Here is a 26206-nt window from a genome sequence, read left to right as displayed (position 1 = left end):
GCTCAGCCCTGGGCGGCGCGGAAGCTGACCTGGGCCAGGATGGACGGCCGCCCGGCCTGCGGGGCGCCGGTCTCCGGGTCGACGCCGACCAGCTCGACCTCCACGATCCGCAGGCTGCGCCCGGCGTGGCGGACGCGGGTGAGCGCCACCTGTTCGCCGAGCCCCGGGCGGGCGAACACGACCTGCACGGCCTGCACGTCGTACTCCAGCCGGTCGGGGAGCGCGGCCTGCGCGGCGAGGACGGCGCGCAGGCACTGGATGCCGCCGTGGGTCATGCCGCCGGGGTTGTCCAGCAGCGGCTCGGCGCGGAAGCGCAGCCCCGCCGTCATCTCCTGGCTGACCGCAGGGCGCTCCCCGGGGCGCGGAGCCGGCACCGAGTCCGCGACGACGGCGGTCACCGCGGGCAGGTCCGCCCGGTCGGCCTCGGCGACGGGCAGGGCGGCGTGCTCGCGGAACGCCTCGAGGGCGAGGGACATGGGGCCGGGGGTCGCCTGGAACCAGCCGGTGGCCTCCACGTAGGCGGTGCCGTCGTCGTCGACGATCACGCCCCGGGCGCAGCCGCCGAGGGCGTCCGTGGACAGGGGGGTGCCGAGCATCCGCAGGCGGGGCCGGTCGGCGGGGTCGGCCGGGTCGAACACGGGCAGGGGGCGCAGGACGTTCACCTGCAGCTGGGTGGTGACCATCGCGTCGTAGGCCTCGGCGGCGGCCCAGTGCAGGGCGACCGCGGTGAGGTTGTCCGCGGCCACGCAGGCGGCGGCGCCGGTGGGGCGGCCGTCGAGGTCCCGCACCCACGGGCCGACCTCCCAGTCGCCGGGATGCAGGGTGTCGCCCTGGATCTCCGCGGTCTCGCGGCGACGCAGGCCGGCCAGCTGCTCGGGCCGACCCAGGAGGAGGCGGCGCGGGCCGCGCCAGCGGGCGTCGGCGTCGGGGTTCAGGGTGATCTCGTCCACGAGGCGTCAGCGTACCGGCCGCGGCACTGACCCTGTGCCGGCCCGCCACGGGGGCGGCCCGGCACAGGGTCAGCGCAGGCGCAGCGGGGCGTCCTCACCGGGGCCGAAGTGGGCCGCCACGGCCTCGTCGGAGACCTCCTCCACAGTGGCCGGGGACCACTGCGGGTTCCGGTCCTTGTCCACGAGCTGGGCGCGGATGCCCTCGGCCATGTCGTGGCCGCGGGTCAGGTGGGAGGCCAGGGTGTGCTCCTGCTCCAGGGCCGCGGCGACGCCCTCGCGGCGTCCCGTCCCGCCGGCGCGGTCGCCGAGACGGCGCAGGGCCTCCAGGGTGACCTTCACGGCGGTGGGGGACTTGGCGCGGACGGTCTCCGCGGCCTCGGCGGCGCGGGTGCGGACGCCCTCGTCCGCGTGGTCCGCGGCGGTGGCCTCCAGGGCTGCGAAGACGTCCTCCACGCGGTCGTGCGCGTAGGCCGGCTCCAGCCACTCGGCGTCCGCGAGCAGCGGTGCCTCCGACGCGGGGCGGGCGTGCCGTGCCAGCACCGCGTCCACGGCGGCGTGCGCCGCGTCCGCGTCGTCGCCGGCGGAGCCCACCTCGGCGCGCAGCTCGGCGACGATCGCGTCCAGGTCCCCCGAGTCCACGAGGACGTCGCCGAAGCCGAGCTCCAGGGCGTCGGCGCCCGTGGCGAAGGCCGAGGTCAGGCCGAGGTGGCGGCCCAGGTTCCGGGGCGCGCGGGCCAGCAGCCAGGAGCCGCCGACGTCGGGCGTGAACCCGATGCCGGTCTCCGGCATGCCGATCCGGGTGCGCTCCGTGACCACCCGGTGGGAGCCGTGGGCGGACACGCCCACGCCGCCGCCCAGCACGAACCCGTCCATGAACGCCACGTAGGGCTTCGGGTAGACGGAGATCGCGTGGTTCATGGCGTACTCGTCCTCGAAGTACCCCATGGCCTCCGCGGCCCGGCCGGTGGTGATCATCCCGTGCAGGGAGACCACGTCGCCGCCGGCGCACAGGCCGCGCTCGCCCGCCCCGCGGACGACGACGGCGCGCACCGCCGGGTCCTCCTCCCAGGCGGCGAGCTGCTCGCGGACCGCGACCACCATGCCGTGGGAGAGGGCGTTGAGCGCCTTGGGTCGGTTCAGGGTGATGACGCCGACGCCGTCGGCGGCCTCGAAGAGGACCTCGTCCTCGGCTGCGGCCTGGGGGGTGCTGGTCTGCTCGCTCATGGGACTCCTCTCAGCGGTGCTTCCAGACGGGGGAGCGCTTCTCCGCGAACGCGGCCATGCCCTCGGCCTGGTCCTCGGAGGAGAACACGCCGTGGAACACGCGGCGCTCGAACACGAGGCCCTGGGTCAGCGGGGTCTCGAAGGCGTTGAGCACGACCTCCTTGTTCATCTGCGCCACGGGCTTGGAGAACCCGGCGATCGTGGCGGCCACCTCCTCGGCGGTGGCCACGGCGTCCTCGTCCTCCACGAGGCGGGAGACCAGGCCCATGCGCTCGGCCTCCTCGGCCTCGACCATGCGGCCGGTGAGGACCATGTCCATGGCCTTGGCCTTGCCCACCGACTTGGTCAGGCGCTGGGAGCCGCCCATGCCGGGCAGCACGCCCAGGGTGATCTCCGGCTGGCCGAACTTCGCGGAGCGCCCGGCCACGAGCACGTCCGCCATCATGGCGAGCTCGCAGCCGCCGCCGAGGGCGTAGCCCTGCACGCACGCCACGATCGGGGTGCGCAGCCGGGCGAGGTCCTCCCAGCGGCGGAACCAGTCGGCCGCGTACATGTCCGCGGCGTCCTTGTCCTTCATCTCCTTGATGTCCGCGCCGGCGGCGAAGGCCTTGGCGGAGCCCAGCAGCAGGATCGCTCCCACCTCCGGGTCCGCGTCCATCTCGACGGCGGCGGCCACGACGGCCTCCATCGTCGCCGCGTTCAGCGCGTTGAGCGCCTTCGGGCGGTTCAGCTGGATGCGGCCCACGCGGCCGTCCCGGCCGACGATCACGGGCTGCTCGGCCTCGGCGGCCTCGGTGCGGTTCTGCTCGTTCATGCGGCGGTGTCCTTCCCTGCCTCGCGGACGGTCTCGATGATCCCGGAGAAGTCCTTCCGGGCGCCCTCGCCGTCAGCGTAGGCGGCGTAGGTGCGCTGGGCCAGGCGCCCCATCTCGGCGCCCACGTGCTGCTCGTCCAGGGCCTTGAGGGCCAGGCCGAGGTCCTTGGCCATGAGCGCCCCGGCGAAGCCGCCCTCGAAGTCCCGGTTGGCGGGGGAGGTGGGCACCGGGCCGGGGACCGGGCAGTTGGCGGTGAGCGACCAGCAGCGGCCGGTGGCCTCGGACATCACGTCGAAGAGCACCTGGTGCTCCAGGCCGAGCCGCTCGCCGAGGACGAACGCCTCGGCCACGCCGATCTGGCTGATGGCCAGGAGCATGTTGTTGCAGACCTTGGCGGCCTGGCCGAGCCCGTTGCCGCCGCAGTGCACGATCCGCGAGCCCATGACCTCCAGCAGCGGGCGGATCTCCTCGAACACCTCCACGGAGCCGCCCACCATGAAGGCGAGCGTGCCCGCCTGGGCGCCCACGACGCCGCCGGAGACCGGGGCGTCCGCGGCGCGGTGGCCCGCGGCCTCGGCGAGGGCGGCCACCTCCTGCGCCTCGGAGGTGCTGATGGTGGAGCAGTCCAGGAACAGGGTGTCCGGGTCGGCGGCGCCCAGCAGTCCGGGGGCGTCGGCGGTGCCCTCGTACACGCCGCGCACGAGCGCGCCGTTGGGCAGCATGGTGATCACCACGTCCGCGCCGGGGACGGCGGAGGCGGCGTCGTCGGCGATCTCCACGCCCGTGGCCCGGGCGGCCTCGACGGCGGCGGGGACCAGGTCGAAGCCGCGCACGGTCACGCCGGCGGCCACCAGGTTGGCGGCCATGGGGCCGCCCATGTTGCCCAGGCCGATGAAGGCGACCGTGCCGGGCAGGGAGGCGGAGGGGGTCTGGCTCTGGCTCATCAGGTGCTCCTCGGTTCTCTCGCGGTCCGGTCAGGACCCGGCGGGCATCACGAAGCTGGCGCCCTCGGAGGCGGCGGCCCCGCCCTGGCGCGGGCCGGAGGGCCAGCGCGTGGTGACGGTCTTGGTCTTGGTGTAGAACTTCAGCCCGTCCGTGCCGTGCTGGTTGAGGTCGCCGAAGCCGGACGCCTTCCAGCCGCCGAAGGTGTAGTAGGCGATCGGCACGGGGATCGGGACGTTGACGCCGACCATGCCGCACTCGACGCGCGTGCTGAAGTCGCGGGCGGTGTCGCCGTCGCGGGTGAAGATCGCCACGCCGTTGCCGTACTCGTGGTCGCTGGGCAGGGAGAGGGCCTCCTCGTAGTCCTTCGCGCGGACCACGCAGAGCACCGGGCCGAAGACCTCCTCCGCGTGGATGCGCATGCCCTTGCGCACGCGGTCGAAGAGGGTGGCGCCCACGTAGAAGCCGCCCTCGTGGCCCTCCACGACGACGCCGCGGCCGTCCACGACGAGCTCGGCGCCCTCGTCCACGCCGGCCTGGATGAGCGACTCGATGCGCTCCTTGGCCTGCGCGGAGACCACCGGGCCGAAGTCGGAGGACGGGTCCAGGGACGGGCCCACGGTGAGGGAGGCCATGCGCTCGCGCAGCAGGGCGACCAGGCGGTCGGCGGTCTCCTCGCCCACGGGCACGGCCACGGAGATGGCCATGCAGCGCTCGCCTGCGGAGCCGAACGCGGCGCCGATCAGGGCGTCCGCGGCCATCTCCAGGTCCGCGTCCGGCATGATCACGGCGTGGTTCTTGGCGCCGCCGAAGCACTGGGCGCGCTTGCCGCGGCGGGCGGCGTGCTCGTAGATCGACTGGGCGATGGGCGTGGAGCCCACGAAGCCGACGGCCTTGACGCGCGGGTCGTCGATCAGCGCGTCCACGGCGGCCTTGTCCCCGTGCACCACGTTGAGTGCACCGGCAGGCAGGCCGGCCTCGAGGGCCAGCTCGGCCAGGCGGACCGGCACGGAGGGGTCCCGCTCGGAGGGCTTGAGCACGAAGGTGTTGCCCGCGGCCAGGGCGATGCCCGCCTTCCAGAGCGGGATCATGGCGGGGAAGTTGAACGGGGTGATGCCCGCGACGACGCCGAGGGGCTGGCGCAGCGAGTGCACGTCGATCCCGGTGCCGGCGGAGGTGGAGAACTCGCCCTTGAGCAGGTGCGGGGCGCCGGCCGCGAACTCCACGACCTCGACGCCGCGCTGGATGTCGCCCTTGGCGTCCTCGAAGGTCTTGCCGTGCTCGCGGGAGAGGGTCTCGGCGAGCTCGTCCGCGTTCGCGTTGATCAGGTCCACCCACGTCAGCAGGACCCGCCCGCGGCGCTGCGGGTTCATGGCGGACCAGGTGCGGAACGCCTCGGCGGCGGAATCCACGGCGGCGGTGACCTCCTCCGGGGAGGCCAGGGCCACGCGGGCTTGGACCTGGCCGGTGGAGGGGTCGAACACGTCCGAGGTGCGGGCGGCGTCCGTGCCCGTGCGCGCCCCGTGGACGAAGTGCGGGATGGTCTGCTGGGTCTGGCTCTGCTGGGACATGGCTTCTCCTCGTGCGGGCGGCGGGGCCGCGGGTGTGACCGGCGTCTCATTCAGCCTAGGTGGAGATCATCGGACGTGCAATATTCATCTGGTGAAATATTCGGGACCGAGGGTGCGGGGATGGTGACCGGGCTCACGCCCCCCTCCTACCCTGAGGGCGGACCACAGGGCGCCCGGACGGCCGGACGCCGCCCACACGAGGCCGGAGAACCGGCGGAGAAGAGGAGACCATGGCACGACGCGAGTCGCTGGACCTGCAGGGCGCGAGCGCCATCGTCACGGGAGGGGCCTCCGGCCTCGGCCACGCGACGGCGCGCCGACTGGCGGCGGCGGGCGCCGCCGTCGTCGTGGTGGACCTGCCCGACCGTGAGGGGGAGAGCCTGCGCGCCGACGCCGTCGCCTCCCTGGGCGAGCGCGCGCGGTTCATCACGGGCGACGTCACCGCCGAGGCCACCGCCGAGCAGGCCGTGGCGGCCGCGCTCGAGGCCGGGCCGTTGCGCGTGCTCGTGAACTGCGCGGGCGTGGCCACCCCCGGCAAGCTCGTGGGGCGCGACGGTCCCCTGGCCGCCGAGGCCCTCTCCCGCGTGCTGGCCATCAACGTGGTCGGCACCGTGACGATGATGGCCCGCGCCGCCGCCGTCATGAAGGACCAGGAGCTCTGGGGTGAGGACCGCGGCGTGATCGTGAACACCGCCTCCGTGGCCGCGTTCGACGGCCAGATCGGGCAGATCGCCTACTCCGCCTCCAAGGGCGCCGTGGCGGCGCTGACCCTGCCGGCCGCGCGCGAGCTCGCCGCGAGCCAGGTGCGCGTGGTGACGATCGCCCCCGGCCTCATGGAGACCCCGATGATGGCCGGGTTGCCCGAGGCCGCCCGCGAGGCCCTCTCCACCAAGACCCCGCACCCGGCACGCCTGGGCGCCCCGGACGACTACGCGCTACTCGTGGAGCAGATCGTCTCCAACCCGTTCCTCAACGGCGAGACCATCCGGCTCGACGGCGCCGTGCGCCTCGAGCCCCGCTGAGCCGGCGGCCCCGGGCGGGCTCAGGCCTCGAAGTCGCCTGAGCCCGCCCGGAACCGGCCGAGGATCTCGTTCAGGGCGGCGACGTCGTCGTCGGTGAAGCCGGTGGCCCCGAACACCTCGGCGTTCAGCGCCTCGGTGGCGGCGTCCGCCACGCGTCGGCCCTCGTCCGTCAGGGCGAGGAGGAGGGCACGGCGGTCGGTCTCGTGGGGCTGGCGCTCCACGAGGCCGGCGGCCTCCAGGCGGTCGACGGCGTTGGTCACGGAGGTCGGGTGCACCTGCAGCAGCGCCCCCGCCTTCGACATCAGCTGCCGCCTCTCCCGGGAGAAGTTCAGCAGCGCCAGCAGCTCGTACCGGGCGAACGTCAGGCCGAACGGCTTGAGCACCGCCTGCGTGCGGGCCAGCAGGATCGCCTGCGTGCGCATGATCGCGGTGACCGCCGCCATGGGGGCCGCCACTTCGCCCCAGCCGTGGTGCTCCCAGTTCCGGGCGGCCTCCCGGATGGGGTCCTGGGGGAGGGGATCACGAGTGCTCATCCCAGACATCCTAGGGGTCGGCGCGCCGCTCAGCGCTTGAGGTCCAGGTCCTCCTCGCGGTGCTCGATGCCGTAGCCCTCCGGGGCCTGGCCGGTCTCGGCGCGCTCGGCCTCGGCCTTGCGCAGCTCCACGCGGCGGATCTTGCCGGAGATGGTCTTCGGCAGCTCCCGGAACTCGATGCGGCGGATGCGCTTGTAGGGCGGCAGCTGCGTCAGCGTGTGCTGGAGGATCTGCCGGGCGGTCTCCGCCGTGGGCTCGTAGGAGGGCGCCAGGGTGACGAACGCCTTGGGCACGGCCAGGCGCACCTCGTCCGGGGAGGGCACGATCGCGGCCTCCATGACGGCCGGGTGCTCCACGAGCACGGACTCCAGCTCGAACGGGCTGATCTTGTAGTCCGAGGACTTGAAGACGTCGTCCGCGCGGCCCACGTAGGTGAGCACGCCGCTCTCGTCGAGGGAGGCGATGTCCCCCGAGTGGAAGACGCCGTCCCGGAACACCTCGGCGGTCTTCTCCTCGTTGCCGTAGTAGGACTTCAGCAGGCCCACGGGGCGGGGATCCAGGCGCAGGCAGATCTCGCCCTCGGCAGCCTCCTCGCCGGTGAGCGGGTCGATCAGCACGACGTCCATGCCCGGCAGCGGCCGGCCCATGGAGCCGATCACGAGCTTCTGCCCGGGGGTGTTGGCGATCTGCAGGGTGGTCTCGGTCATGCCGAAGCCGTCGCGGATGGTGGTGCCCCACGCGCGGTGCACCTGGTCGATCACCTCGGCGTTGAGGGGCTCGCCGGCGGAGATCGTCTTCACCGGCGGCGTCTTCAGCAGGGAGAGGTCGGCCTTGATGAGCATGCGCCACACGGTGGGCGGGGCGCACAGGGAGGTCACACCGAACTCGTCCATGTCCGCCATGAGCGCGGCGGCGTCGAACTTGCGGGCGTTGTGCACGAAGATCGTGGCCTCCGCGATCCACGGGGCGAAGAAGTTCGACCAGGCGTGCTTCGCCCAGCCGGGGGAGGCGACGTTCAGGTGCACGTCGCCGGGCTGCAGGCCGATCCAGTACACGGTGGTCAGGTGCCCCACCGGGTAGGACGTGTGGGTGTGCTCCACCAGCTTCGGCTTGGACGTGGTGCCGGAGGTGAAGTACAGCAGCAGCGTCTCGTCCGCGGGCGTGGGGGAGTCGGGGGTCAGCTCGGGGGAGGCGGAGGCCGCGTCGTCGTAGGAGAGCACCTCGTGGCCGGCGACGACGGGGGCCGTGCGCGCGTCCCCCTGCGCGGCGACGCCGGGGATGTGCACCAGGTGCAGCCCGGAGTCCACGCCGTCGAACTTGGCGAGGTTCTCCGCGGAGGCGACCACCCAGCGGGCCTCGGCGCGCTCGACGCGGTCGGCGAGGTCGGCGGAGGTCATCTGCGTGGTGGTGGGGACCATGACCACGCGCAGCTTGATGCAGGCGAGCATGAGCTCCCAGAGCTCGACCTGGTTGTCCAGCATGAGGATCACACGGTCGCCGGGGGTGATGCCCCGCTCGCGGAGCCAGTTCGCGGCCCGGTTGGAGGCGGCGGAGAGCTCGGCGTAGGTGCGGGAGAGGTGTCCGCCGCCGGCGTCGGAGATGATCAGCGCGGGGACGTCGGCGCGGTCCGGGCGGGCGGCGAGCTGGTCGAACCAGTCGAAGCCGAAGTTGAAGTGCTCGAAGCGCGGCCACTCGAACTCCGCGCGGGCGCGGTCGTAGTCCTCCTGGCACTCCACGAGCAGGTCACGGGCGGCGCGGAGGCGCTCGGTCACGGATGTGGTGGTCATGGGTCCTCCTGGGGCGGCGGGCGACTGGTGCGTCGCGAGTGTGACGTGCGACACTCTGAATGTAGATGGAAGTCCTATAGTCGGTCCAGCGACATTTCGTGTCGCGCCGATCCGCTCCACCCCGCCGACGCACGAGCCCCTCGCTCCACCCCTGTCGAAGGAGACGCCGCCATGACCCCCTCGCCGACCCCCTCGCCCGCCTCCGCCGAGCCCGCGGCCAGCCCCGCCACGGGCGTGCTCACCGTGGCCGCCGCCGTGCACCCCGGCCACGCCGCCGCCCCCGCCGCCGCGGTGACGGACGGCCTGCCGGACGTCGACCTCTTCGACCTGCGCTCGCTCCTCTCCGCCGAGGAGCGCGCCCACCTGGAACGCATCGAGGCGCACCTCGAGGAGCACGTCCGCCCCCACCTGGCCGAGCCGTGGAACACGGAGACCCTGCCCATGGAGATGCTCCCCGGGCTCGCCTCGGTGGGCCTCGGCGAGCTCGACTTCCTCGGCGCCTCCCGCCTCTTCCAGAACCTCGTACACGTGGCGATCGCCCGCGTGGACCTGTCCTTCTCCGCGCTCGTGGGCATCCACAACGAGCTCAACATCGGCTCGATCGAGCGCTTCGGCACCGAGGAGCAGAAGCAGCGCTGGGTGCCGGCGCTGCGCCGCTTCGAGGCGCTCGGTGCGTTCTGCCTCACCGAGCCGGACCACGGCTCGGACATCGCCGGCGGCGTGGAGACCACCGCCACCCCCGACGGCGACGGCTGGATCCTGCGCGGCACCAAGCGCTGGATCGGCGCGGGCACGGTGGCCGCCGTCGCCCTGGTGTGGGCCAAGGACGTCTCGGACGGCGAGGTGAAGTGCTTCCTCGTCCCCACGGACGCCCCCGGCTTCTCCGCCTCCAAGATCACCGGCAAGACGGGTCTGCGCATCATGCAGAACGCGGACATGGTGTTCGACGACGTCCGCCTCGGGCCCGAGGCGCTCCTGCCCGGCGCCGGCTCCTTCGACGCCACCCGCGAGATGCTGCGCGACTCCCGCGCGTGGGTGGGCTGGCAGGGCGTCGGCGTGCAGCAGGGCATCCTGCGCACCCTGCGCGAGTACGCGCTCACCCGCACGCAGTTCGGCCGGCCGCTGGCGAAGTTCCAGCTGATCCAGGCCGCGATCGCGCAGGTGGCCGGCAACCTCGCCGCGGCCACGGGGCTGATGATGCAGGTGCAGCGCCTGCAGGACGACGGCACCCTGAAGATGGTCCACGCCGCCGCCGCCAAGGCCACCTCCACCCGCCTGGCCCGCGAGTCCGCCGCCCTGGCCCGGGACGCCATGGGCGGCAACGGGATCGTGGCCTCGTACGAGATGGCCCGGTTCATGGGCGACGTCGAGGCCATCTACACCTACGAGGGCACGCAGAGCATCAACGCGCTGCTGGTCGGCCGCGCCCTCACGGGGGTCTCCGCCTTCGTCTGAGCCGCCCCTCGACCCGCGACGACGTCGGGCCCCCTCCGCGAGACTCTGCTCCACCGGCGCCGGCTGTTCCTCATGAGCGCGCTCATCACCCTGCTCGCCCTGAGCCTGACGACCGGCCTGTGCTGCGGCGTCCCGTACGCCACCATGACCGAGCCGATGCCGGCCCACGTGCACTCCACGGGCATCGCGATCGGGTACGACGTGTCCGTGGCGGTCTTCGGCGGCTCCGCCCCGCCGGCCTCCCCGGTCCCGACGTCGTCGTGCGAGCGTGCGTCCGCGCTCAGCGGCGCGGCAGCGGCACGCCGTTCCGGTCGAACCGGATGAGCTGCACGTCGCCGTAGGCGCGGCGCTCGGTGCGCACGAGCCTGTACTGCGAGTCCAGGATCGGGAACACGTACATCGGCGTCAACGTCATCTCGGCGCTCTGGCCGCGGCGCTTCAGGTCGATCTGCAGGTGGCCGTAGTGCATGCCGCCGTCCACGAGCTGGCGCACGCCGTCCACGTCCGCCCAGGTCTCGGGCTCGTGGGTGTTGGCGGTCCACTCCATGTGCGTGTTGAACCGCACGGGCTCGTACTCGCCGGCCGCGTTCTTCGCGTACTTCTCGCCGCGCAGGCCGTCCGAGGCCACGCCCACGTCGTAGGAGTGGAAGCCCACGCCATCGCCGTCCGCGTCCACCCACGAGCGCTGGAACATCTCGTCGTGGCCGGAGATGACGACGGCGACGCCGTGCTTCTCCAGCAGCGGCGCGTAGACGCGCATCGCGACGCCGGACTGGTCGTCCGGGACGGCGTGGTTGGGCGGGGTGCCGTGCTCGCCGATCGACAACGGCACGTGGTGGAACTCGACGAGGATGATCTGCCCCTTGGCCCGCGCGTCGGCGAGCTGCTCCTCGGCCCACGCCCACTGGGCGTGGCCGGGGTTGAAGACGGGCAGGTCGGCGTCGGCCGGCGTGCTGCCGGGGAAGACCTTCGGGAAGGCGGCCTCGTACTCGGCCTGGGTGAACGAGCCCTGCGTGTCGGTGGGCATCGTGGCGGCGGTGAGGCCGCGGTCGTCGCCGGAGATCGGCGCGCCGGAGAGCGGGCCGTTCACGGACTCGTCCGGGACGCCGTTGGTGGAGTCCAGGGTGATGATCGTCAGCGGGCCGTGGTCGGTGCGGTAGTAGGAGCCGCGGAAGCGCGGGTTCTGCCGGTCCGTGCCGGCGCCGGTGCGCTCGAAGTAGGCGTGGTACTTGTTGCGCGAGCGGACCACGGGGGAGCGGTCGGCGGGGGTGCCGTAGCCGCCGTTGAGCGCGGCGAAGGTCTCCCAGTTGCCCAGGGCGGTGATGAGCGGCACGCGGGAGGCGATGTCAGAGTGCTCGCCCGCGACGTGGCGGAAGAACTCGTCCCAGCCGGGCTGGTAGGCGGAGCCCTGGCCGAGGTCGCCGGCCACGAGGAGCAGGTCCGGGTCGGCGGCGTCGATGTGCGCGATGTTCTCGCGCAGGCCCACGTCCTGCGTGAGCGGGTACTTCAGGGTGAACGCGCCGTAGCGGACGGTGGAGCCGAAGGTCTGCTGCCACAGGGACCCCTCGCCCGGGCGGGGCAGGGAGCCCTCGGTGTAGGGGGTCACCTGGCTGAGCTCCCACTCGCGGTTCTCGATGCGGCCGTAGGGCTCGGTCTCGGTGTCGGAGAACGCGATGAGGCGCAGGTCGGACCAGTCGCGGCCGTCGTCGGCGGTGCGGAAGGAGGCGGTGTGGCGCCGCCCGCCCTGGGTGACGGTGTAGGTGTACTCCTTGCCCGGCTTCAGGCCGGCGAGGGAGACACGGTGCTTCCAGTTCTCGGCACCGAGCAGCCAGGAGCCCTGCGGCAGGCCCGTGAGGGTCTGGGTCAGCTCCTTCTGCGTGTAGGCCAGCAGCGGCTGCAGCTCGGGGGCGGAGACGCGCGTGCCGGCCGGGCGGGTGCGGCCGTTGCCGTGGTTGTTCCCCAGGCCCGGGCCCGAGACGACGACGGTGCCCGCGACCGGCCGCTCGGAGAACCACACGAGGTCCATCGAGGTGGCGGTGGGCTCCATCAGGTACGGCAGGACGCGGAAGCCGTCGGCGCCGGCCGGCACGGCGGGGGCGTGCTGCGCGGTCTTCGCCAGGGCGGCGGGTGCGGTGGTGGCCACGGTGCCGGTCACGACGGCGGCGGCCAGGGCGCGCAGGCCGGTGCGGCGGGAGAAGGCGGGGTTCACGGGGACCTCCGGGGTGTCGGTGCGGGGACCGTGCCAGGGTGTTGGACGCGTTCGTCCTGGGTCTCAGCAGGAGGTGGACGGTGGGCGACCGGCGCGTGAACGGGTCTCACGCGCCGTCCGCAGGACCTCCTGCGGGGCGCCACGCGCTCCGCCGCAGCGCCCAGGCCCAGGCGACGGCGAGGAGCACCCCGGAGGTCAGCACGTATCCCGGGAGATGCCGGGCATCCGCGTTCTGCAGCCAGAGCGAGGCGACGCCCGCCGCGATCCCCGCCTGCACGCCGCCGGCGATCAGGACGTGGAGCCAGCGGGGGTGCACCCGGCGGAGCCCGGCGAGCAGCGGCGGCGAGACCAGTGCGGCGACGAGGGCGTGGACCGGTCCGATGCCGAACAGGACGGTGAGCCCGAGGAAGGCGTCGAGCCCCTCGGCGCCCAGGAGCTGAAGGAACGCCACCGCGAACCCGCCCGCCGCGGCCCCGAGGAAGCCCATCAGGAACGCGAGGGCGTCGTAGTCCCAGCCTGCGCGCTTCGCTGTGCGGTTCACCATGCGTGGGCCCCCTCCGTCGTCCCCAGTGGAGGGGCCGCGCAGGCGGCGTCTCCCCGGCCCTGTTTCGGATGCGGAAGCGCCGGGCCCGCCCCCGTTTCATCAACGAAAACGCCGGGCCCGGCCCCGTTTCATCAACGATAACGCCGGTCAGCCGAGCAGCGCCGCCCCCGCCCGGCCCGCGGCCAGCGCGACGGCCGTCGACCCGGCCCCCAGCACCAGGGGCCGGGGCCCGCCGGCGGCCACCACCTGTGCCACCTCGTGCGTGGATGCCCCGATCCACAGGCCGGCCGCGCGCTCGCCGAGGCCCAGGGCGCCGGTCAGTGCGGGCAGGAGCGGGATCATCAGGGTGCCGAAGAGGACCACGAGGCCGATCGCGGTCGCGGCCATCTCGCGGCGGGCCCGGACCACGCCGTCCGCCGCCGCCACGGCGGCCGCGCCGCAGATCGAGAACCCGGAGGCCACGAGGGCGGTGAGGTCCCACGGCAGGCGCAGCGCCCGGCCGAGCGCGAGCGCCGCGGCGAAGGTCAGGGCCACCACGCCCACGACGAGCCCGACCGCGCCCCAGCCCAGGGCCAGCACGTCCGAGAGCAGCAGCTGCAGGCCCAGCAGCACGATCCCCGCGCGCAGCACCGGCTTCGCGGCGACCGCGATGCCCGGCTCGAGCCGGGCCGGCACCGGGGCACCGCGGCGCCGGGCCGGCGGGCGGGGGAGCGGGGTGTCGGGGCGGAGTCGGTCACCGCTCCACCATAGGCCGAGCGTCCCCCTGTGGCCCCGGGCACGTCTGTGGGATACTCGATGCACGCCGCATGCCCCACGCGGGAGAGCGCCGGCGCGTGTGCCGCCCTCCGGGCGGGATGCGCGGGCCGGCCGCCGAAGGAGCAAGTCCTCCCCGGGAATCTCTCAGGCATCCGTACCGCCCGGGGTCAGGCGCTCTGGAAAGCGCCCCGCCGCGCGCCCGCACCCGCGGCCGCGCAGGGGCCACCGACGGTGCAAGCCGGCCTGCGGGCGGTGGAAGCTCTCAGGTCACAGGACAGAGCGGGGAGGAGCAGACCCACGCCGTGCTCGGCAGGACCCCTCGGAGGTAGCTCGTGACCAGCCCCCTGACCCCCACGGAGCCGCGGGACACCGCGTCCGCCCCGTTCGTCGCCCGCCACATCGGACCCCGCGGGGAGGACGTGCGCCACATGCTCCAGACACTGGGCCTCGGCTCGGTGGACGAGCTCGTGGACACCGCCGTCCCCTCCGTGATCCGGCAGTCCGCGCCCCTGGACCTGCCCGCCCCCCTCACCGAGGCCGCCGCCCTGGAGCAGCTGCGCGAGATCGCCGGCCGCAACGTGGTGAAGACCCAGATGATCGGCCAGGGCTTCTACGACACCGTGACCCCCGGCGTCATCCTCCGCAAGGTGCTGGAGAACCCGGCCTGGTACACCGCGTACACCCCCTACCAGCCGGAGATCTCCCAGGGGCGCCTCGAGGCCCTGCTGAACTACCAGCAGATGGTGGAGGACCTCACGGCCCTGCCCATCGCCAACGCCTCCCTGCTGGACGAGGCCTCCGCCGCCGCCGAGGCCGTGCTCCTGATGCACCGCGCCAACCGGAAGAAGGCCGACGGCATCACCCTGCTGGACGCGGACCTCTTCCCGCAGACCCTCACCGTGGCGCAGATGCGCGCCGAGGCCGTGGGCCTGGAGGTGCGCGTCGCGGACCTCTCCGCGGGCATCCCCGAGGACGTGCGCGCCGAGGTCGAGGAGAAGGGGCTCTGCGGCGTCGTGCTGCAGCAGCCGGGCGACTCCGGCCGCCTCCACGACCACTCCGCCGTGATCGCGCAGGCCAAGGAGGCCGGCGCGCTGATCACCGTCGCCGCGGACATCCTCTCCCTGGCCCTCATCACGCCCCCCGGCGAGCAGGGCGCGGACATCGCGATCGGCTCCACCCAGCGCTTCGGCGTGCCGCTGTTCTTCGGCGGTCCCCATGCCGCCTACCTGGCCGTGCGCGAGGGCCTGCAGCGCTCCATGCCGGGCCGCCTCGTGGGCGTCTCCCACGACGACGCGGGCAAGCCCGCCTACCGCCTGGCCCTCCAGACCCGCGAGCAGCACATCCGCCGCGAGAAGGCCACGTCGAACATCTGCACCGCCCAGGCGCTGCTGGCCATCACGGCCTCCATGTACGCGGTGTACCACGGCCCGGCCGGCATCACGGCGATCGCCCGCCACGCCCACGCCCAGGCGCACCGCCTGGCCATCGCGCTCGCGGGCGCCGGCGTGGAGGTCGCCCACGCCGAGTACTTCGACACCCTCACGCTGAACGTCCCCGGCCGCGCCGAGGAGGTCGTGCGCGCCGCCGAGGAGGCGGGCGTGAACCTGCGTCTCGTGGACGCGGACATCGTGCGCGTGGCCTGCGATGAGACCACGGTGGACGAGGACCTCGCCGCCGTGCTCACCGCCTTCGGCGCCGACCCGGCCTCCCTGCCCGCCGCCCCGCACGAGGGCGCCGTCCAGACGCCGGCCGTGCCCGAGGCCCAGCGCCGCACCTCCGCGTTCATGACGCACCCGGTGTTCAACACCCACCGGTCCGAGACCCAGATGCTGCGCTACATCACCAGGCTGGCCAACCGGGACCTCGCGCTGGACCGCACGATGATCCCGCTGGGCTCCTGCACCATGAAGCTCAACGCCACCACGGAGATGGAGGCGATCTCCTGGCCGGAGTTCTGCGCCATCCACCCGTTCGCCCCGGACCACCAGACCGAGGGCTGGCGCTTCCTGATCTCCGACCTCGAGGAGCGCCTCGCGGAGATCACCGGCTACGCGGGCGTGTCCGTGGCCCCGAACGCGGGCTCGCAGGGCGAGTTCGCCGGCCTCTGGGCCATCCGCCAGTACCACCTGGCCCACGGCGACGGCGAGCGCGACGTCTGCCTGATCCCCGCCTCCGCGCACGGCACCAACGCGGCCTCCGCGGTCCTGGCGGGCCTGCGCGTCGTCGTCGTGGCCACGGCGGACGACGGCACGATCGACTCCGCCGACCTCGACGCGAAGATCGCGGCGCACGAGGGCCGGGTGGCGGCCATCATGATCACCTACCCGTCCACGCACGGCGTGTTCGACGGCGACGTGACCGAGGTCTGCGACAAGGTCCACGCGGCCGGCGGCCAGGTCTACATCGACGGCGCCAACCTCAACGCGCTGGTGGGCCTGGCCCGGCCGGGCGCCTTCGGCGGCGACGTCTCCCACCTGAACCTGCACAAGACCTTCTGCATCCCGCACGGCGGCGGCGGCCCCGGCGTCGGCCCGGTGGCGGTGGGCGAGCACCTGGTGCCGTTCCTGCCCTCGGCCGAGCGCCTGGTCACCGCGGCGCCGCACGGCTCCGCGGGCGTGCTGCCGATCTCCTGGGCGTACATCGCCATGATGGGCGGCGAGGGCCTCAAGGACGCCACCGAGCAGGCCCTGCTCAACGCGAACTACATCTCCCGCCGCCTCGCCGACCACTACCCCACGCTCTACACAGGCGAGGGCGGCCTCGTGGCGCACGAGTGCATCCTGGACCTCCGCGAGCTCACCGCGCAGACCGGCGTCACCGCGGAGGACGTCTGCAAGCGCCTGATCGACTACGGCTTCCACGCGCCCACCCTGGCGTTCCCCGTGGCCGGCACGCTCATGGTGGAGCCCACCGAGTCCGAGGACCTGGCCGAGCTGGACCGCTTCATCGACGCGATGATCTCCATCCACGCGGAGATCACGGCGACCACTCCGGAGACCGTGGAGCAGTCCGTGCTGCGCCGCGCCCCGCACACCCTCGGCGCCACCACCGGCGAGGACTGGGACCGCCCCTACACGCGCGCCCAGGCCCTCTACCCGCTGCCCTCCCTGGTGGACGACAAGTACCTCCCGCCGGTGGGCCGCATCGACGGCGCCTACGGCGACCGCAACCTGGTGTGCTCCTGCCCGCCGCCGGAGGCCTTCGAGGAGGCCGCCGCGTCCCCCGAGTCGACCGAACCCGTCTCCGCGGCCGACACCGCGTCGACCAGCCACTGAGAGGAACGCACCATGACCGAGTCCACGCGCAACTCCCCCCTGCACCCCGTCCACGAGGCCGCGGGCGCCTCGTTCACGGACTTCGGCGGCTGGAACATGCCGCTGAAGTACGGCTCCGAGCTGGCCGAGCACAAGGCCGTCCGCGAGTCGGCGGGCCTCTTCGACCTCTCCCACATGGGCGAGGTCCGGGTCTCCGGCCCCGAGTCCGGCGCCATGCTGGACCACGCCCTCTCCAGCTCCATCTCCGTGCTGAAGCCGGGCCGCGCCAAGTACGCGCTCTGCCTGACCGACGCCGGCACCGTCCTCGACGACCTGATCGTCTACCGGACCGACTCCGGTGCGGAGGGTGAGGACCAGGAGTTCCTGGTGGTGCCCAACGCCGGCAACATCTCCGCGGTCGTCACCGCCCTGACGCAGCGCGCGTCCGGCTGGGACGTCGAGGTCCACGACGAGTCCTCCACCACCGCCCTCGTGGCCGTGCAGGGCCCGCAGTCCGAGGCGATCCTCGCGCGGCTCATGCCCGCCTCGGCCCAGGAGCTCGCCGAGCTGAAGTACTACGGCCACGTCACGCTCACCGTGCCCACCGCGGCCGGGGACGTGCAGGCCGTGGTGGCCCGCACCGGCTACACCGGCGAGGACGGGTTCGAGCTGTTCCTGCCGGCCTCCTCCACCGCAGAGGCCGGGGACCGCGGCTCGGCCGTGTGGTCCGCCGTCGTGAAGGCCGCTGAGGAGGCGGGGATCGCGCTCACCCCCTGCGGCCTCGCCTCGCGCGACTCGCTCCGTCTCGAGGCGGGCATGCCGCTGTACGGCAACGAGCTGGACACCGCGCACCAGCCGCACGCCTCCGGCGTCTCCTTCGCCGTGCCCGCCTCCAAGGAGGGGGACTTCGTGGGCAAGGCGGCGCTCGTCGGCAAGGACGAGGTCGAGGAGGTCCTCGTGGGCCTGAAGGGAGAGGGCCGCCGCGCCGCCCGCCACGGCTACTCCGTGCTCGACGCCGACGGCGCCGTGATCGGCGAGGTCACCTCGGGCGCCCCCAGCCCCACGCTCGGCCACCCGGTCGCCATGGCGCGCATCCGCCGAGAACACGCCGCGGAGGGCACCTCCGTGCAGGTGGACCTGCGCGGCAGGGGTGAGCCCTTCACCGTGGTCCCGCTGCCCTTCTACACGCGGGCCCGCTGATCCGGGGGCGGTGACGGTCGGGGGCGTGTCCAGCACGCCCCCGGCCCGTCTCCCCGCCCCCGCGCTAGACTCGGCCTCCGGGTGCCGCAGCGGCGCGTCGCGTCGTCGCCGGTCCCATCGCCCCTGCCGTCCCTGCCCGAGGAAGTCCCATGACCCACGTCGCCGCCCAGGCCCGCGTGCCCAAGAAGGGCCTCATCGTCTTCCTGGTGGTGGCGGGCGTCCTCCTGGCGCTCGGCGCGGCGAGCGCGGTGCGCGGTCTCGTCGTCGCGCGCGACACCGTCGAGGTGGTGCGCGTGGTGGACGGCAACCACGTGGTCGTGAACGCGGACGGCGAGGAGCGCACGCTCACCCTGGCCGGTGTGCGCTCGGCCATCCGCAACCCCGAGGGGCTGCGCGTGGGCCCGGAGTACTGCATGGGCGAGGAGGCCTACGCCTGGCTCCGGGACCGCCTCCCGCAGGGCGCCACCGTGCGGGTGGACCGCTCGGACGAAGGCGCCCCGGAGGGGGAGCAGTCCGCGGTGTTCACGGTGGCCGGCAAGGAGGTCAACGTGGACATGGCCAAGGCCGGCATGGCCGCGCCCACCGGCCTGGGCGTCAGCGGTGACCTCGAGGAGCAGATCGCCCAGGCCAACCAGCAGGCGCAGACCGCCGGGGGCCGGAACAACGGCGTGGGCCTGTACAACCGGGACGAGACCTGCACCCTGGGCTACCAGCTCTACGCGGCGCAGACGGAGTTGGAGAAGGTCCCCACCGCGCCGGCCGCGAACACCGTCGTGGAGATCGACAAGAAGTCCGTGGAGTACGCGAACGCCTTGGACGCGGTGCGCCTGGTGCAGCAGCGGATCGAGGGTCTGGACGCCTCCAGCGGCGACTTCACGGGCCTGGCGTACGCGCCGGCCAAGGACCGGCTCCTGGCGCGGGCGAACCCCGTCGTGGACGAGGGCATGCAGGTGCTGCGCGACCTCAACGCGCAGCGCAACGCCCTCGCCGGCGGCTGACGGCCGCCGGGTGGACCCCGGCCCGGCTCAGTCCAGGGACAAGGTGACCAGGCCCAGCTGCGCGGCGCGGATGACCACCTGCACGCGGTCCCGCACCTCGAGCTTGTCGATGACCCGGCCCACGTTGGCCTTGACGGTGGACTCGGACACCTGGAGCTCCGCGGCGATCTCCGGGTTGGACCGGCCGCGCGCCAGCAGCGTGAGGACCTGGTGCTCCCGTTCGGTCAGGTCGGAGCCGTCCGGATCGCCCGGCTCGGCGGCCGCGGGGCCGACCACCGGGTGGTCTCGCTCGACGGCGGCGATCAGCTTGGCGGCCACGGCGGGGGAGAGCACGGACTCGCCGCGACGTACGGCCTCCACGGCGCCGAGCACGGTGGCCGGCTCCGCGTCCTTGAGCAGGTAGCCGGCGGCGCCCGCGCGCAGGGCGGGGACGAGGTAGTCCTCGGAGGAGAAGGTGGTGACGGCCAGCACCCTGGTGCCCGGCCGGGAGGCGGTGATCCGGCGGGTGGCCTCCACGCCGTCCATGCGGGGCATCTGCATGTCCATGAGGACGACGTCCACGCGGGTGGCCTCGACGGCCTCGACGGCCTCGACGCCGTCCGCCACCAGGCCGACGCAGCGCATCCCGGGCGCGGAGTCCACCAGGACGCGCAGAGCGCCGGACATGAGGGGCTGGTCGTCGGCGATCAGGACGCGGATCTCGTCCTCGGGGGAGTCGGGCATGGCTCCACAGTAGACGCGCCCGGAGGAGGGATGAGACCGGGGTCGGTGGAGGCATAATCGGAGCCATGAAGCGCCTGAACGTCACCGCACGCCTCGCCGCTGCAGTCCTCCTCGCCGCCGGCCTCTCCGCCACCCCGGCCTCCGCCGCGTCCCCCCTCCCGGTCTCGGACGGCGTCGTCGCCGAGGCGGGCCTCGCGCCCGTCCGGGACGGGGGCGTCGACTCGGGCGTGCGCGACGGCTTCTGCACGGTCTTCCCCTTCATGTGCGACGAGCGGTGAGCCGAGCGCGCCTCGGGTCGACCCTCCGCTCCCTGCTGGACCCGGTGAGCCCGCCCGCGGGCGGGAGGGTCCGGTTCTGGGATGCGGCGCCCGCCAACCGGGTCTACCTCGTGGTGGGCTCCGTGTTCTCCGTCGCCTCCACGACCTCGGACGTGATGATCGAGCTGGGGCGGGGCGGTGGCGACACGCGTGCGGACATCGCCTTCATGGTCCTGGCGTGCCTCGCCTTCCTGGCCCAGTGGTGGCGCACCACCGTGGCCTATGCGGTCGTCCTGCTGCTGATGGCCGCCTCCCTGGTCGGCGGCGACGCCGTGTCCGTCGTCCTCGTGCTGCCGTTCGTGCTGGGCACCGTGGTCGCCACCGCGCAGTCGGGACGCTACCTCCTGGCCGCCGGCGCCACGGCACTCGCGTGGGTCGTGGCGGTGAGCCTGGTCGGCTCCGGGAAGGTCGACGGGGTGGCGTGGCTCACCCTGCTGCTCGTGGTGGTCGGGCTCGGTGTGGGGGCGTCGATCCGGGCGGCGAAGCTGCAGCGGGTGCAGGACGGCCGGCGCATCGCCGAGGCGGAGCGGCTGGCACGGGAGGCGGCCGAGCGGGAGCGGCGCATCCTGGCCCGGGACCTCCACGACATCGTCGCGCACAACCTGACGATCATCGCCATGCAGGCGAACGCGGCGCAGTACCTCGGCACGCCCGAGGCCGCGCAGCAGGTGGTGCGCGTGGTCGGGGAGTCGGCCCGGGACGCGCTCACGGACCTGCGTCGCATGCTCTCCATCCTCCAGGAGGACGGCGTGGTGGAGCCTGCGCCGACGCCGGGCACGCCGGAGACGGACGACGCCGCCACGGTGGCCCAGCTGGGGCCGGGGGCGGAGCGTCTGGCGGAAGAGCTGCGCCTGGCGGGCGTGGACGCCGCGGTGCGGGTGGAGCTCGGGGAGGTGGGCCTGAACCTGGGAGTGCGCGCGGCGCTGTACCGCGTGATGCAGGAGTCTGTGACCAACGTGGCCAAGCACGCCGGCCCGGGTCAGGCCTGCGAGATCTCCATCGAGGCGCGGGGTGGCGAGGTGGTCCTGGAGGTGGTCAACACGCTGCCGGAGGACGGTCCTCGGTCCGTGGTGGGGAACTCCTCGCGGGTGGGGCTGACCTCGATGCGGGATCGCATCGAGGCGTTCGGCGGCCGCCTGGAGGTCGGCCCGTGCGGAGGCGACCGGTGGCGGGTGCGGGCGGCCGTGCCCCGGCCGGAGGCGTAGTCTCCGGACGACGCCGCCGCACCGAGTGATCTACGTCACAATAGGGTCGGAAAGTGTAGACCTTCGTCCACTGTCGGCCGCGGCCCTCCCCTTCCTAGACTCGGAGGTGCCCCATGAGACGGTGCACAGATAGAGGAAGGCACGAGCCGGGATACATGCCTGAGGGGATGCGGGCCCCGGACGTGCTTCTGAGAGGGACGATGATCCGCGGATCATCGTCCCTCTCGCCGTCGTGGGGCCGATCCGCCCCCGGCGGAGGGCGGGGGACTCAGCTCCGGGGCTCGGCGCCGGGGACGACGTCCACCAGCGGCCGCGCGGCCAGGCGCCCCAGGCCCATCAGCACCGCGGCGGGAAAGCCGATCACGGGGATGAGCATGGGCAGCACGCCGCCCACGCCCTGCGCCAGCACCACCAGCCCGTAGAGCATGCCCACCAGGGCGTAGGCCAGCACGTGCACCCACTGGTTGAGCACGTGGCGGAAGGCCCGGTTGACCAGCAGGCACAGCGGCAGGCCGATCACCAGGCCGGCGATGCCCACCACGGTCAGCAGGGGCGTCAGGGTGCCGAAGCGCTGCAGGGACGGGATCAGGGTGAGGGCCAGCACCACGGCCGCCATGAGCAGGTTGGGCAGCAGCCAGGCCACCAGGAAGCCGTTGAGCCCCATCCGCAGGCGCGGGCGCGGGCCCGAGACGGCGCGCGCGGCCTTCCGGCGGGCGCGGGCGGTGGACTTGACCGGGGCGGGGGTGGTCATGGAGCGGCTCCGAATTCACGACGACGGCGGGCGATCCCCCACTCTAGACGGCGCCCCTGTCCACGGCCCGGGACGGAACCGGGGGCTCAGGGGCGCCGGTCGCCGTCCACGGTGAAGGTCAGCTCCTCGACGCCGGGGAAGGCCTCGAGCTCCTGGAACGCGTCCCAGGCGGCGACGCCGTCCTCCACGTCCTCCGGAAGGGTGATGACCAGGGCGCCGAGCTCGCCGTCGATCACCTGCAGGCGCAGCTCCAGCTCGTGCCCGTCCTCGGTCGTGAAGCGGCCGCGCACGGGCCACACCATGTCGTTCGGGATGGCCCGGGCCACGCCGGTCTCCTCCTCGACGACGAGCGGCGTCCAGTCCGGGACCTTGCCGTCCTCCCGGATCTCCTCCGCCACCGAGGCGGCGGTGCGCACGTGCGGCAGCTGGGCGCGCAGCGCGGCGGCGCCGGGAAGCTCGCGCCCCTCATCCAGCGACGGGTCGAGCAGGGTGTCCAGGAGGACGACGACCTCGAGGGGCAGTGCCTCCGTCTCCAGGGCGCCGGCCGGGTAGGCGTCCGAGGCCTCGTTCACGGGCGGCAGCCCGTCGACGTCGTCCTCGCCGGCCTCGGCCGAGACGGCCTCCCCCAGCAGGAACGGGACCGCGGGGGCGGCGAGGACCTCCTCCGTCCTGCGGCGACGGCGGGCGCGGAGGGACACGCCCACGCCCGCGGCGGTCCCGGCCAGCGAGAGGGCCAGGGGCAGGCCGGCGCCGCGACCGGCGTCGGCGAGGCGCTCGAGCGGGGTGGGCTCCGGCGTCGCGAGGCGCTCGCGCAGGACGCGGACCAGGGCGGCGAGGGAGCCTGCGGCGAGGGTGCCGCCACCGATCCACCACAGCAGGCGCCCGGGAACGCGCGCGTCCCGGACCTCGACCACGGGGCGCTCGATGCGCTCGGACTCCGTGACCACGGTGCGGACCACGGGCGGCCTGGTCTCACCGGTGCGGGTGGAGACGGTGCGCTCGATGCGCTCGGACTCCGGGACAGCGGTGTCGTGGACGACGGGGGCGTCGGCGTGGGCGGGGTGTTGCGGCTCCGCGAGGCGGTCGGCCGGCGGGTCGGTGCGGGTCTCGGGCGTGCGCGGGGTCTCCATGCGGACAGTCTGTGGCACATCGGGGCGGCCTGTCCCGGGGCGGCGTGCGCCCGCCCCGGGGCCACGGTGCGCGGTCAGCGGCCCACGTAGTGCAGCAGCCCGGCCAGGGCCGCGTGCACGCCGGTGGTGAGCGTGGGCTCCATGACGGGGCCGAACTGCGGGGTGTGGTTCGCGGGGTTGTCCCCGAAGTCCTCGCCCTCGAAGCCCCCGACGAACCAGGAGACCAGCGGCACGTCGATCGCGTCGGTCAGGGCGCCCACGTCCTCGGAGCCCATCAGCGGGCCGATCTCCATCACGTTCTCCTCGCCCAGCTCCGCGGCCACCGCGGCCATGACGGCGGCGGTGGCGCCGACGTCGTTGTGGACGCGGAGACCTTCTCTCAGACCTCCGGGGTGGGGGGCGGACGTTGAGGGCGATCTCCGCGGTGTCCGGGATGATGTTCTCCTTGAGGCCGGCGTGGAAGGTGCCCACGGTCACGACGGCGCGGCCCGTCGGGGCCGCCTCGCGGGAGACGATGCACTGCAGGCGGGTCACCGCGGAGGAGGCCATGAGGATCGGGTCGATGGAGCGCTCCGGCATGGAGCCGTGGGCGCCCTTGCCGTGGAACGTGACCTTGAAGGAGTCCGCCAGGGACATGGCGTCGCCGCTGACGTAGCGGATGGTGCCGGTGCGGGCGGGCATCACGTGCTGGCCGAGCACCGCGACCGGGCGCGGCGCGCGGTCCCACAGGCCGTCCTCGAGCATCGCGGCGGCACCGGCGGCGGTCTCCTCGCCGGGCTGGAAGACGAACACCACGGTGCCGGCCCAGGCCTCCGGGTGGGCGGCCGGCACGCGGGCCGCAGAGACGGCCATGGCCACGTGCGTGTCGTGGCCGCAGCCGTGCATCACGGGGACGTCCGTGCCGTCGGGCAGGGTGCCGCGGTCCGTGGAGGCGTACTCGAACCCGGTGCCGCCCACGCGCTCGTGCGGGACGCCGAGCTCGTCCAGGCGGGCTTCGATCCAGGCCGCGGTCTCGGTCATGGTGTCCTCCTCGAGGGGTCGCGGGGATCGTTCCGGGCCATGGGCCGCCGCGCTCGGGCGCCCGGCCAGGGAGGATCCCCGGCCGGGGCCTGCGCGGCGAGGAGCGGTTTGCCGCGGCCGCCCGCTCAGGCGCAGCCGTCGGGGCCGCAGGCCTGGCCGATGAGAGGCGCGTCGTCGTCGTCCGCCGCGGCGGCGGGCGTGAAGGCGCGCAGCGGGGCCCGCTCGGCCCAGGTCTGCGCCAGCGCCTGCGCGAAGAGCTCCGGCGGCTGTGCCCCGGAGACGGCGTACTTCCCGTCCAGCACGAAGAAGGGGACGCCCGTGACGCCCACGGCGCGGGCCTCCGCGAGGTCGGCGCGCACCGCCTCGGCCCAGCGCTCGTCCGTGAGGGCCTCCTCGACCTGCTCGGCGCTCAGCCCGGCCGCGGCGCCCAGCTCGGCGAGCACGGCGGCGTCGCCGATGTCCTGCCCGCGCTCGAAGTGCGCCGCGAACAGGGCCTCCTCCAGGGCGGAGGCCGCCTCGGCGGAGACGGCTCTCGCCCGCTGGATCACGCGGTGCGCGGGGAACGAGTTGGCGACGACGATCGCGTCCATGTCGTAGGTCAGCCCCTCGCCGGCGGCCTGCATGACCACGTGGTCCAGCATCCGGCGCACCTGCGGCTCGGCCAGGCCCTTCATGCGGGTGAGGTACTCGACCTCGGTGAGGTCCGAGCGCTCGGGCAGGGTGGGGTCCAGCTGGTAGCTGCGCCACTCCACCTCCACCTGTTCCGCGTGCTCGAAGCCGGCCAGCGCCGTCTCGAACCGGCGCTTCCCGATGTAGCACCACGGGCACGCGACGTCCGAGTAGACGGTGACCTTCATCGGCCGGCCTCCGGGGTCTCGCGCAGCCCGCCCTGCCACAGCGCGGCGAACGGGGTCCTCCCCTCCACGGCCTGGGCGATGCCCGCGGTCACGAACGCCTTGGCCCGGCGGGCCGCCTCGACGGGCTCGGCGCCCTTGGCGAGTTCCGCCGTGACGGCGGCGGCCAGCGAGCAGCCCGCGCCGGAGACGCCGGAGTCCCCGATCTTGGGGGTGGCCAGCACCTCCTCGTGGTCGGCGTCCACGAACACGTCGACGGCGTCGAGGCCCTCGATGTGCATGCCGCCCTTGGCGAGCACGGCGGCCCCGGAGATCTCGTGGATGCGACGGGCGGCGGCCGTCAGGTCCTCGACCGTGCGCACGGCCATGCCGGAGAGCTGCTCGGTCTCGAAGTGGTTGGGCGTGGTGAACGTGGCCAGCGGCAGCAGCTCCGCCTTCAGGGCCTGGTCCGTGTCCAGGGCGTGGCCGGGCTCCTGGCCCTTGCAGATCAGCACCGGGTCCAGGACCACGTGGTCCCAGGCGTGGCCGCGCAGGGCCTCGGCGGTGGTGCGGATGGTCTCCGGGGAGCCCTGCATGCCGAGCTTCACGGCGCGCAGCTCATCCGGGTAGTCGGCCAGGATCGCCTCCAGCTGAGCGGCCTGCACGTCCTGCGGGACGGGGAAGAACCGGTGGTTCCAGTCGTCCGCGGGGTCGAAGGAGACGATGCACGTCAGGCTGAGGATGCCGAACACGCCCAGCTCCTGGAACGTCTTGAGGTCGGCCTGCGCGCCGGCGCCGCCGGTGGCCTCGGAGCCGGCGATCGCCAGGGCCAGGGCGGGTGCGACGGATCGGGGGGTGGTCGTCGTCGTGGTCATGGGCTCATGGTAGGAGGGAAGACGGCGGACCCGCCCGGCGTTCTCTCACGGGTGAGGCCCCACGGCCCCCTCGGCCGGCCTCAACGCCTTCAT

General features: G+C 73.8%; 24 protein-coding genes, 1 pseudogene and 1 riboswitch. Of the genes and pseudogenes, 8 read left to right on the top strand and 17 right to left on the bottom strand.

Annotated elements, in window-relative coordinates; all coding sequences use genetic code 11:
- Window positions 1-2 precede the first annotated feature (2 nt).
- The 5 genes from KW076_RS00480 to KW076_RS00460 all read right to left on the bottom strand — a co-directional run bounded on the left by KW076_RS00480 (window position 3) and on the right by KW076_RS00460 (window position 5501).
- Window positions 3-950 (bottom strand): hypothetical protein, encoded by a 948-nt coding sequence (locus KW076_RS00480; protein WP_224355686.1) that lies wholly within the window; start codon window positions 948-950, stop codon window positions 3-5.
- Between the two features lie 69 nt (window positions 951-1019).
- The gene (locus tag KW076_RS00475; protein ID WP_224355685.1) at window positions 1020-2174 is read right to left on the bottom strand and encodes an enoyl-CoA hydratase/isomerase family protein; all 1155 of its coding nucleotides are present in this window, start codon (window positions 2172-2174) and stop codon (window positions 1020-1022) included.
- 10 nt (window positions 2175-2184) lie between these two features.
- A complete protein-coding gene (locus KW076_RS00470) occupies window positions 2185-2988 on the bottom strand; it encodes an enoyl-CoA hydratase-related protein (RefSeq protein ID WP_224355684.1) in 804 nt (267 codons plus the stop codon).
- The gene (gene mmsB, locus KW076_RS00465; protein ID WP_224355683.1) at window positions 2985-3932 is read right to left on the bottom strand and encodes a 3-hydroxyisobutyrate dehydrogenase; all 948 of its coding nucleotides are present in this window, start codon (window positions 3930-3932) and stop codon (window positions 2985-2987) included. The genes KW076_RS00470 and mmsB overlap by 4 nt, the downstream gene beginning before the upstream one ends.
- 30 nt (window positions 3933-3962) lie before the next feature.
- A complete protein-coding gene (locus tag KW076_RS00460) occupies window positions 3963-5501 on the bottom strand; it encodes a CoA-acylating methylmalonate-semialdehyde dehydrogenase (RefSeq protein ID WP_224355682.1) in 1539 nt (512 codons plus the stop codon).
- Window positions 5502-5749: 248 nt separating this feature from the next.
- Between KW076_RS00460 and KW076_RS00455 the strand changes: the two genes are divergently transcribed.
- Complete coding sequence (locus tag KW076_RS00455; protein WP_224356747.1) at window positions 5750-6523, top strand: SDR family NAD(P)-dependent oxidoreductase; 774 nt, start codon at window positions 5750-5752, stop codon at window positions 6521-6523.
- Window positions 6524-6543: 20 nt separating this feature from the next.
- Here the strand turns inward: KW076_RS00455 and KW076_RS00450 are convergent, their stop codons facing one another.
- Both KW076_RS00450 and KW076_RS00445 read right to left on the bottom strand, forming a co-directional pair.
- A complete protein-coding gene (locus KW076_RS00450) occupies window positions 6544-7065 on the bottom strand; it encodes a MarR family winged helix-turn-helix transcriptional regulator (protein WP_434084347.1) in 522 nt (173 codons plus the stop codon).
- A 20-nt stretch (window positions 7066-7085) separates the two neighbouring features.
- Window positions 7086-8843 carry an AMP-binding protein gene (locus KW076_RS00445; RefSeq protein ID WP_224355680.1) on the bottom strand — a complete coding sequence of 586 codons (1758 nt, stop codon included), beginning with the start codon at window positions 8841-8843 and terminating at the stop codon, window positions 7086-7088.
- A 171-nt stretch (window positions 8844-9014) separates the two neighbouring features.
- Here KW076_RS00445 and KW076_RS00440 point away from each other — a divergent pair, with 171 nt between their 5' ends.
- Both KW076_RS00440 and KW076_RS00435 read left to right on the top strand, forming a co-directional pair.
- A complete protein-coding gene (locus KW076_RS00440) occupies window positions 9015-10298 on the top strand; it encodes an acyl-CoA dehydrogenase family protein (protein ID WP_224355679.1) in 1284 nt (427 codons plus the stop codon).
- Between the two features lie 72 nt (window positions 10299-10370).
- Window positions 10371-10622, top strand: coding sequence for a hypothetical protein (locus tag KW076_RS00435; RefSeq protein ID WP_224355678.1), 252 nt, complete (start codon window positions 10371-10373; stop codon window positions 10620-10622).
- Here KW076_RS00435 and KW076_RS00430 read toward each other — a convergent pair.
- The 3 genes from KW076_RS00430 to KW076_RS00420 form a co-directional block, all read right to left on the bottom strand.
- Window positions 10579-12507, bottom strand: a complete 1929-nt coding sequence (locus KW076_RS00430; protein WP_224355677.1) for a metallophosphoesterase — start codon at window positions 12505-12507, stop codon at window positions 10579-10581. The two genes, KW076_RS00435 and KW076_RS00430, sit on opposite strands and share 44 nt — an antisense overlap.
- Before the next feature lie 106 nt (window positions 12508-12613).
- On the bottom strand, window positions 12614-13051 hold the full coding sequence (locus tag KW076_RS00425; RefSeq protein ID WP_224355676.1) for a hypothetical protein: 438 nt from the start codon (window positions 13049-13051) through the stop codon (window positions 12614-12616).
- Window positions 13052-13198: 147 nt separating this feature from the next.
- Entirely contained in the window at window positions 13199-13726 is a 528-nt protein-coding gene (locus KW076_RS00420; RefSeq protein ID WP_224355675.1) for a putative sulfate exporter family transporter, read from the bottom strand.
- A 131-nt stretch (window positions 13727-13857) separates the two neighbouring features.
- Window positions 13858-13977: riboswitch (glycine riboswitch) on the top strand.
- Between the two features lie 258 nt (window positions 13978-14235).
- Between KW076_RS00420 and gcvP the strand changes: the two genes are divergently transcribed.
- From gcvP to KW076_RS00405, 3 genes are all read left to right on the top strand, one after another.
- Window positions 14236-17082: an aminomethyl-transferring glycine dehydrogenase gene (gene gcvP / locus KW076_RS00415; RefSeq protein ID WP_255612710.1), complete on the top strand. Its 2847-nt coding sequence runs from the start codon at window positions 14236-14238 to the stop codon at window positions 17080-17082.
- A gap of 12 nt (window positions 17083-17094) precedes the next feature.
- Complete coding sequence (gene gcvT / locus KW076_RS00410) at window positions 17095-18261, top strand: glycine cleavage system aminomethyltransferase GcvT (RefSeq protein WP_224355673.1); 1167 nt, start codon at window positions 17095-17097, stop codon at window positions 18259-18261.
- 149 nt (window positions 18262-18410) lie between these two features.
- Window positions 18411-19259, top strand: a complete 849-nt coding sequence (locus tag KW076_RS00405; protein WP_224355672.1) for a thermonuclease family protein — start codon at window positions 18411-18413, stop codon at window positions 19257-19259.
- A gap of 27 nt (window positions 19260-19286) precedes the next feature.
- On the opposite strand, the gene KW076_RS00400 is transcribed toward KW076_RS00405, so the two are convergent.
- On the bottom strand, window positions 19287-19982 hold the full coding sequence (locus KW076_RS00400; protein WP_224355671.1) for a response regulator: 696 nt from the start codon (window positions 19980-19982) through the stop codon (window positions 19287-19289).
- A 65-nt stretch (window positions 19983-20047) separates the two neighbouring features.
- Here KW076_RS00400 and KW076_RS00395 point away from each other — a divergent pair, with 65 nt between their 5' ends.
- Both KW076_RS00395 and KW076_RS00390 read left to right on the top strand, forming a co-directional pair.
- Window positions 20048-20260: a hypothetical protein gene (locus KW076_RS00395; protein ID WP_224355670.1), complete on the top strand. Its 213-nt coding sequence runs from the start codon at window positions 20048-20050 to the stop codon at window positions 20258-20260.
- A complete protein-coding gene (locus KW076_RS00390; RefSeq protein ID WP_224355669.1) occupies window positions 20257-21504 on the top strand; it encodes a sensor histidine kinase in 1248 nt (415 codons plus the stop codon). The genes KW076_RS00395 and KW076_RS00390 overlap by 4 nt, the downstream gene beginning before the upstream one ends.
- 268 nt (window positions 21505-21772) lie before the next feature.
- On the opposite strand, the gene KW076_RS00385 is transcribed toward KW076_RS00390, so the two are convergent.
- The 6 genes and pseudogenes from KW076_RS00385 to KW076_RS00360 all read right to left on the bottom strand — a co-directional run bounded on the left by KW076_RS00385 (window position 21773) and on the right by KW076_RS00360 (window position 26113).
- Window positions 21773-22255, bottom strand: a complete 483-nt coding sequence (locus KW076_RS00385; protein ID WP_224355668.1) for a hypothetical protein — start codon at window positions 22253-22255, stop codon at window positions 21773-21775.
- An 86-nt stretch (window positions 22256-22341) separates the two neighbouring features.
- Window positions 22342-23385, bottom strand: coding sequence for a hypothetical protein (locus KW076_RS00380; protein WP_224356865.1), 1044 nt, complete (start codon window positions 23383-23385; stop codon window positions 22342-22344).
- Window positions 23386-23459: 74 nt separating this feature from the next.
- Window positions 23460-23717 carry a zinc-binding metallopeptidase family protein gene (locus tag KW076_RS00375; RefSeq protein ID WP_224356864.1) on the bottom strand — a complete coding sequence of 86 codons (258 nt, stop codon included), beginning with the start codon at window positions 23715-23717 and terminating at the stop codon, window positions 23460-23462.
- 115 nt (window positions 23718-23832) lie between these two features.
- Window positions 23833-24270: pseudogene (locus KW076_RS12490) on the bottom strand (M20/M25/M40 family metallo-hydrolase); the annotation flags it as partial.
- A gap of 260 nt (window positions 24271-24530) precedes the next feature.
- Complete coding sequence (locus KW076_RS00365) at window positions 24531-25262, bottom strand: DsbA family oxidoreductase (RefSeq protein ID WP_224355667.1); 732 nt, start codon at window positions 25260-25262, stop codon at window positions 24531-24533.
- Window positions 25259-26113, bottom strand: a complete 855-nt coding sequence (locus KW076_RS00360; protein WP_224355666.1) for a hydroxymethylpyrimidine/phosphomethylpyrimidine kinase — start codon at window positions 26111-26113, stop codon at window positions 25259-25261. Before KW076_RS00360 ends, KW076_RS00365 begins: the two co-directional genes overlap by 4 nt.
- Between the last annotated feature and the right edge of the window lie 93 nt (window positions 26114-26206).

The organism is Micrococcus porci, from assembly GCF_020097155.1.
Lineage (GTDB): Bacteria > Actinomycetota > Actinomycetes > Actinomycetales > Micrococcaceae > Micrococcus > Micrococcus porci.
This window is presented reverse-complemented; position numbering and strand designations above follow the sequence as displayed.

What these genes read in the sequence shown, in the direction of transcription:
- KW076_RS00475 (WP_224355685.1), bottom strand. Translation starts at nt 2,174, where the DNA reads ATGAGCGAGCAGACCAGCACCCCCCAGGCCGCAGCCGAGGACGAGGTC.
- KW076_RS00470 (WP_224355684.1), bottom strand. Translation starts at nt 2,988, where the DNA reads ATGAACGAGCAGAACCGCACCGAGGCCGCCGAGGCCGAGCAGCCCGTG.
- mmsB (WP_224355683.1), bottom strand. Translation starts at nt 3,932, where the DNA reads ATGAGCCAGAGCCAGACCCCCTCCGCCTCCCTGCCCGGCACGGTCGCC.
- KW076_RS00460 (WP_224355682.1), bottom strand. Translation starts at nt 5,501, where the DNA reads ATGTCCCAGCAGAGCCAGACCCAGCAGACCATCCCGCACTTCGTCCAC.
- KW076_RS00450 (WP_434084347.1), bottom strand. Translation starts at nt 7,065, where the DNA reads ATGTCTGGGATGAGCACTCGTGATCCCCTCCCCCAGGACCCCATCCGG.
- KW076_RS00445 (WP_224355680.1), bottom strand. Translation starts at nt 8,843, where the DNA reads ATGACCACCACATCCGTGACCGAGCGCCTCCGCGCCGCCCGTGACCTG.
- KW076_RS00440 (WP_224355679.1), top strand. Translation starts at nt 9,015, where the DNA reads ATGACCCCCTCGCCGACCCCCTCGCCCGCCTCCGCCGAGCCCGCGGCC.
- KW076_RS00435 (WP_224355678.1), top strand. Translation starts at nt 10,371, where the DNA reads ATGAGCGCGCTCATCACCCTGCTCGCCCTGAGCCTGACGACCGGCCTG.
- KW076_RS00425 (WP_224355676.1), bottom strand. Translation starts at nt 13,051, where the DNA reads ATGGTGAACCGCACAGCGAAGCGCGCAGGCTGGGACTACGACGCCCTC.
- gcvP (WP_255612710.1), top strand. Translation starts at nt 14,236, where the DNA reads ATGCTCCAGACACTGGGCCTCGGCTCGGTGGACGAGCTCGTGGACACC.
- gcvT (WP_224355673.1), top strand. Translation starts at nt 17,095, where the DNA reads ATGACCGAGTCCACGCGCAACTCCCCCCTGCACCCCGTCCACGAGGCC.
- KW076_RS00405 (WP_224355672.1), top strand. Translation starts at nt 18,411, where the DNA reads ATGACCCACGTCGCCGCCCAGGCCCGCGTGCCCAAGAAGGGCCTCATC.
- KW076_RS00400 (WP_224355671.1), bottom strand. Translation starts at nt 19,982, where the DNA reads ATGCCCGACTCCCCCGAGGACGAGATCCGCGTCCTGATCGCCGACGAC.
- KW076_RS00395 (WP_224355670.1), top strand. Translation starts at nt 20,048, where the DNA reads ATGAAGCGCCTGAACGTCACCGCACGCCTCGCCGCTGCAGTCCTCCTC.
- KW076_RS00385 (WP_224355668.1), bottom strand. Translation starts at nt 22,255, where the DNA reads ATGACCACCCCCGCCCCGGTCAAGTCCACCGCCCGCGCCCGCCGGAAG.
- KW076_RS00380 (WP_224356865.1), bottom strand. Translation starts at nt 23,385, where the DNA reads ATGGAGACCCCGCGCACGCCCGAGACCCGCACCGACCCGCCGGCCGAC.
- KW076_RS00375 (WP_224356864.1), bottom strand. Translation starts at nt 23,717, where the DNA reads ATGGCCGCGGTGGCCGCGGAGCTGGGCGAGGAGAACGTGATGGAGATC.
- KW076_RS00365 (WP_224355667.1), bottom strand. Translation starts at nt 25,262, where the DNA reads ATGAAGGTCACCGTCTACTCGGACGTCGCGTGCCCGTGGTGCTACATC.
- KW076_RS00360 (WP_224355666.1), bottom strand. Translation starts at nt 26,113, where the DNA reads ATGACCACGACGACGACCACCCCCCGATCCGTCGCACCCGCCCTGGCC.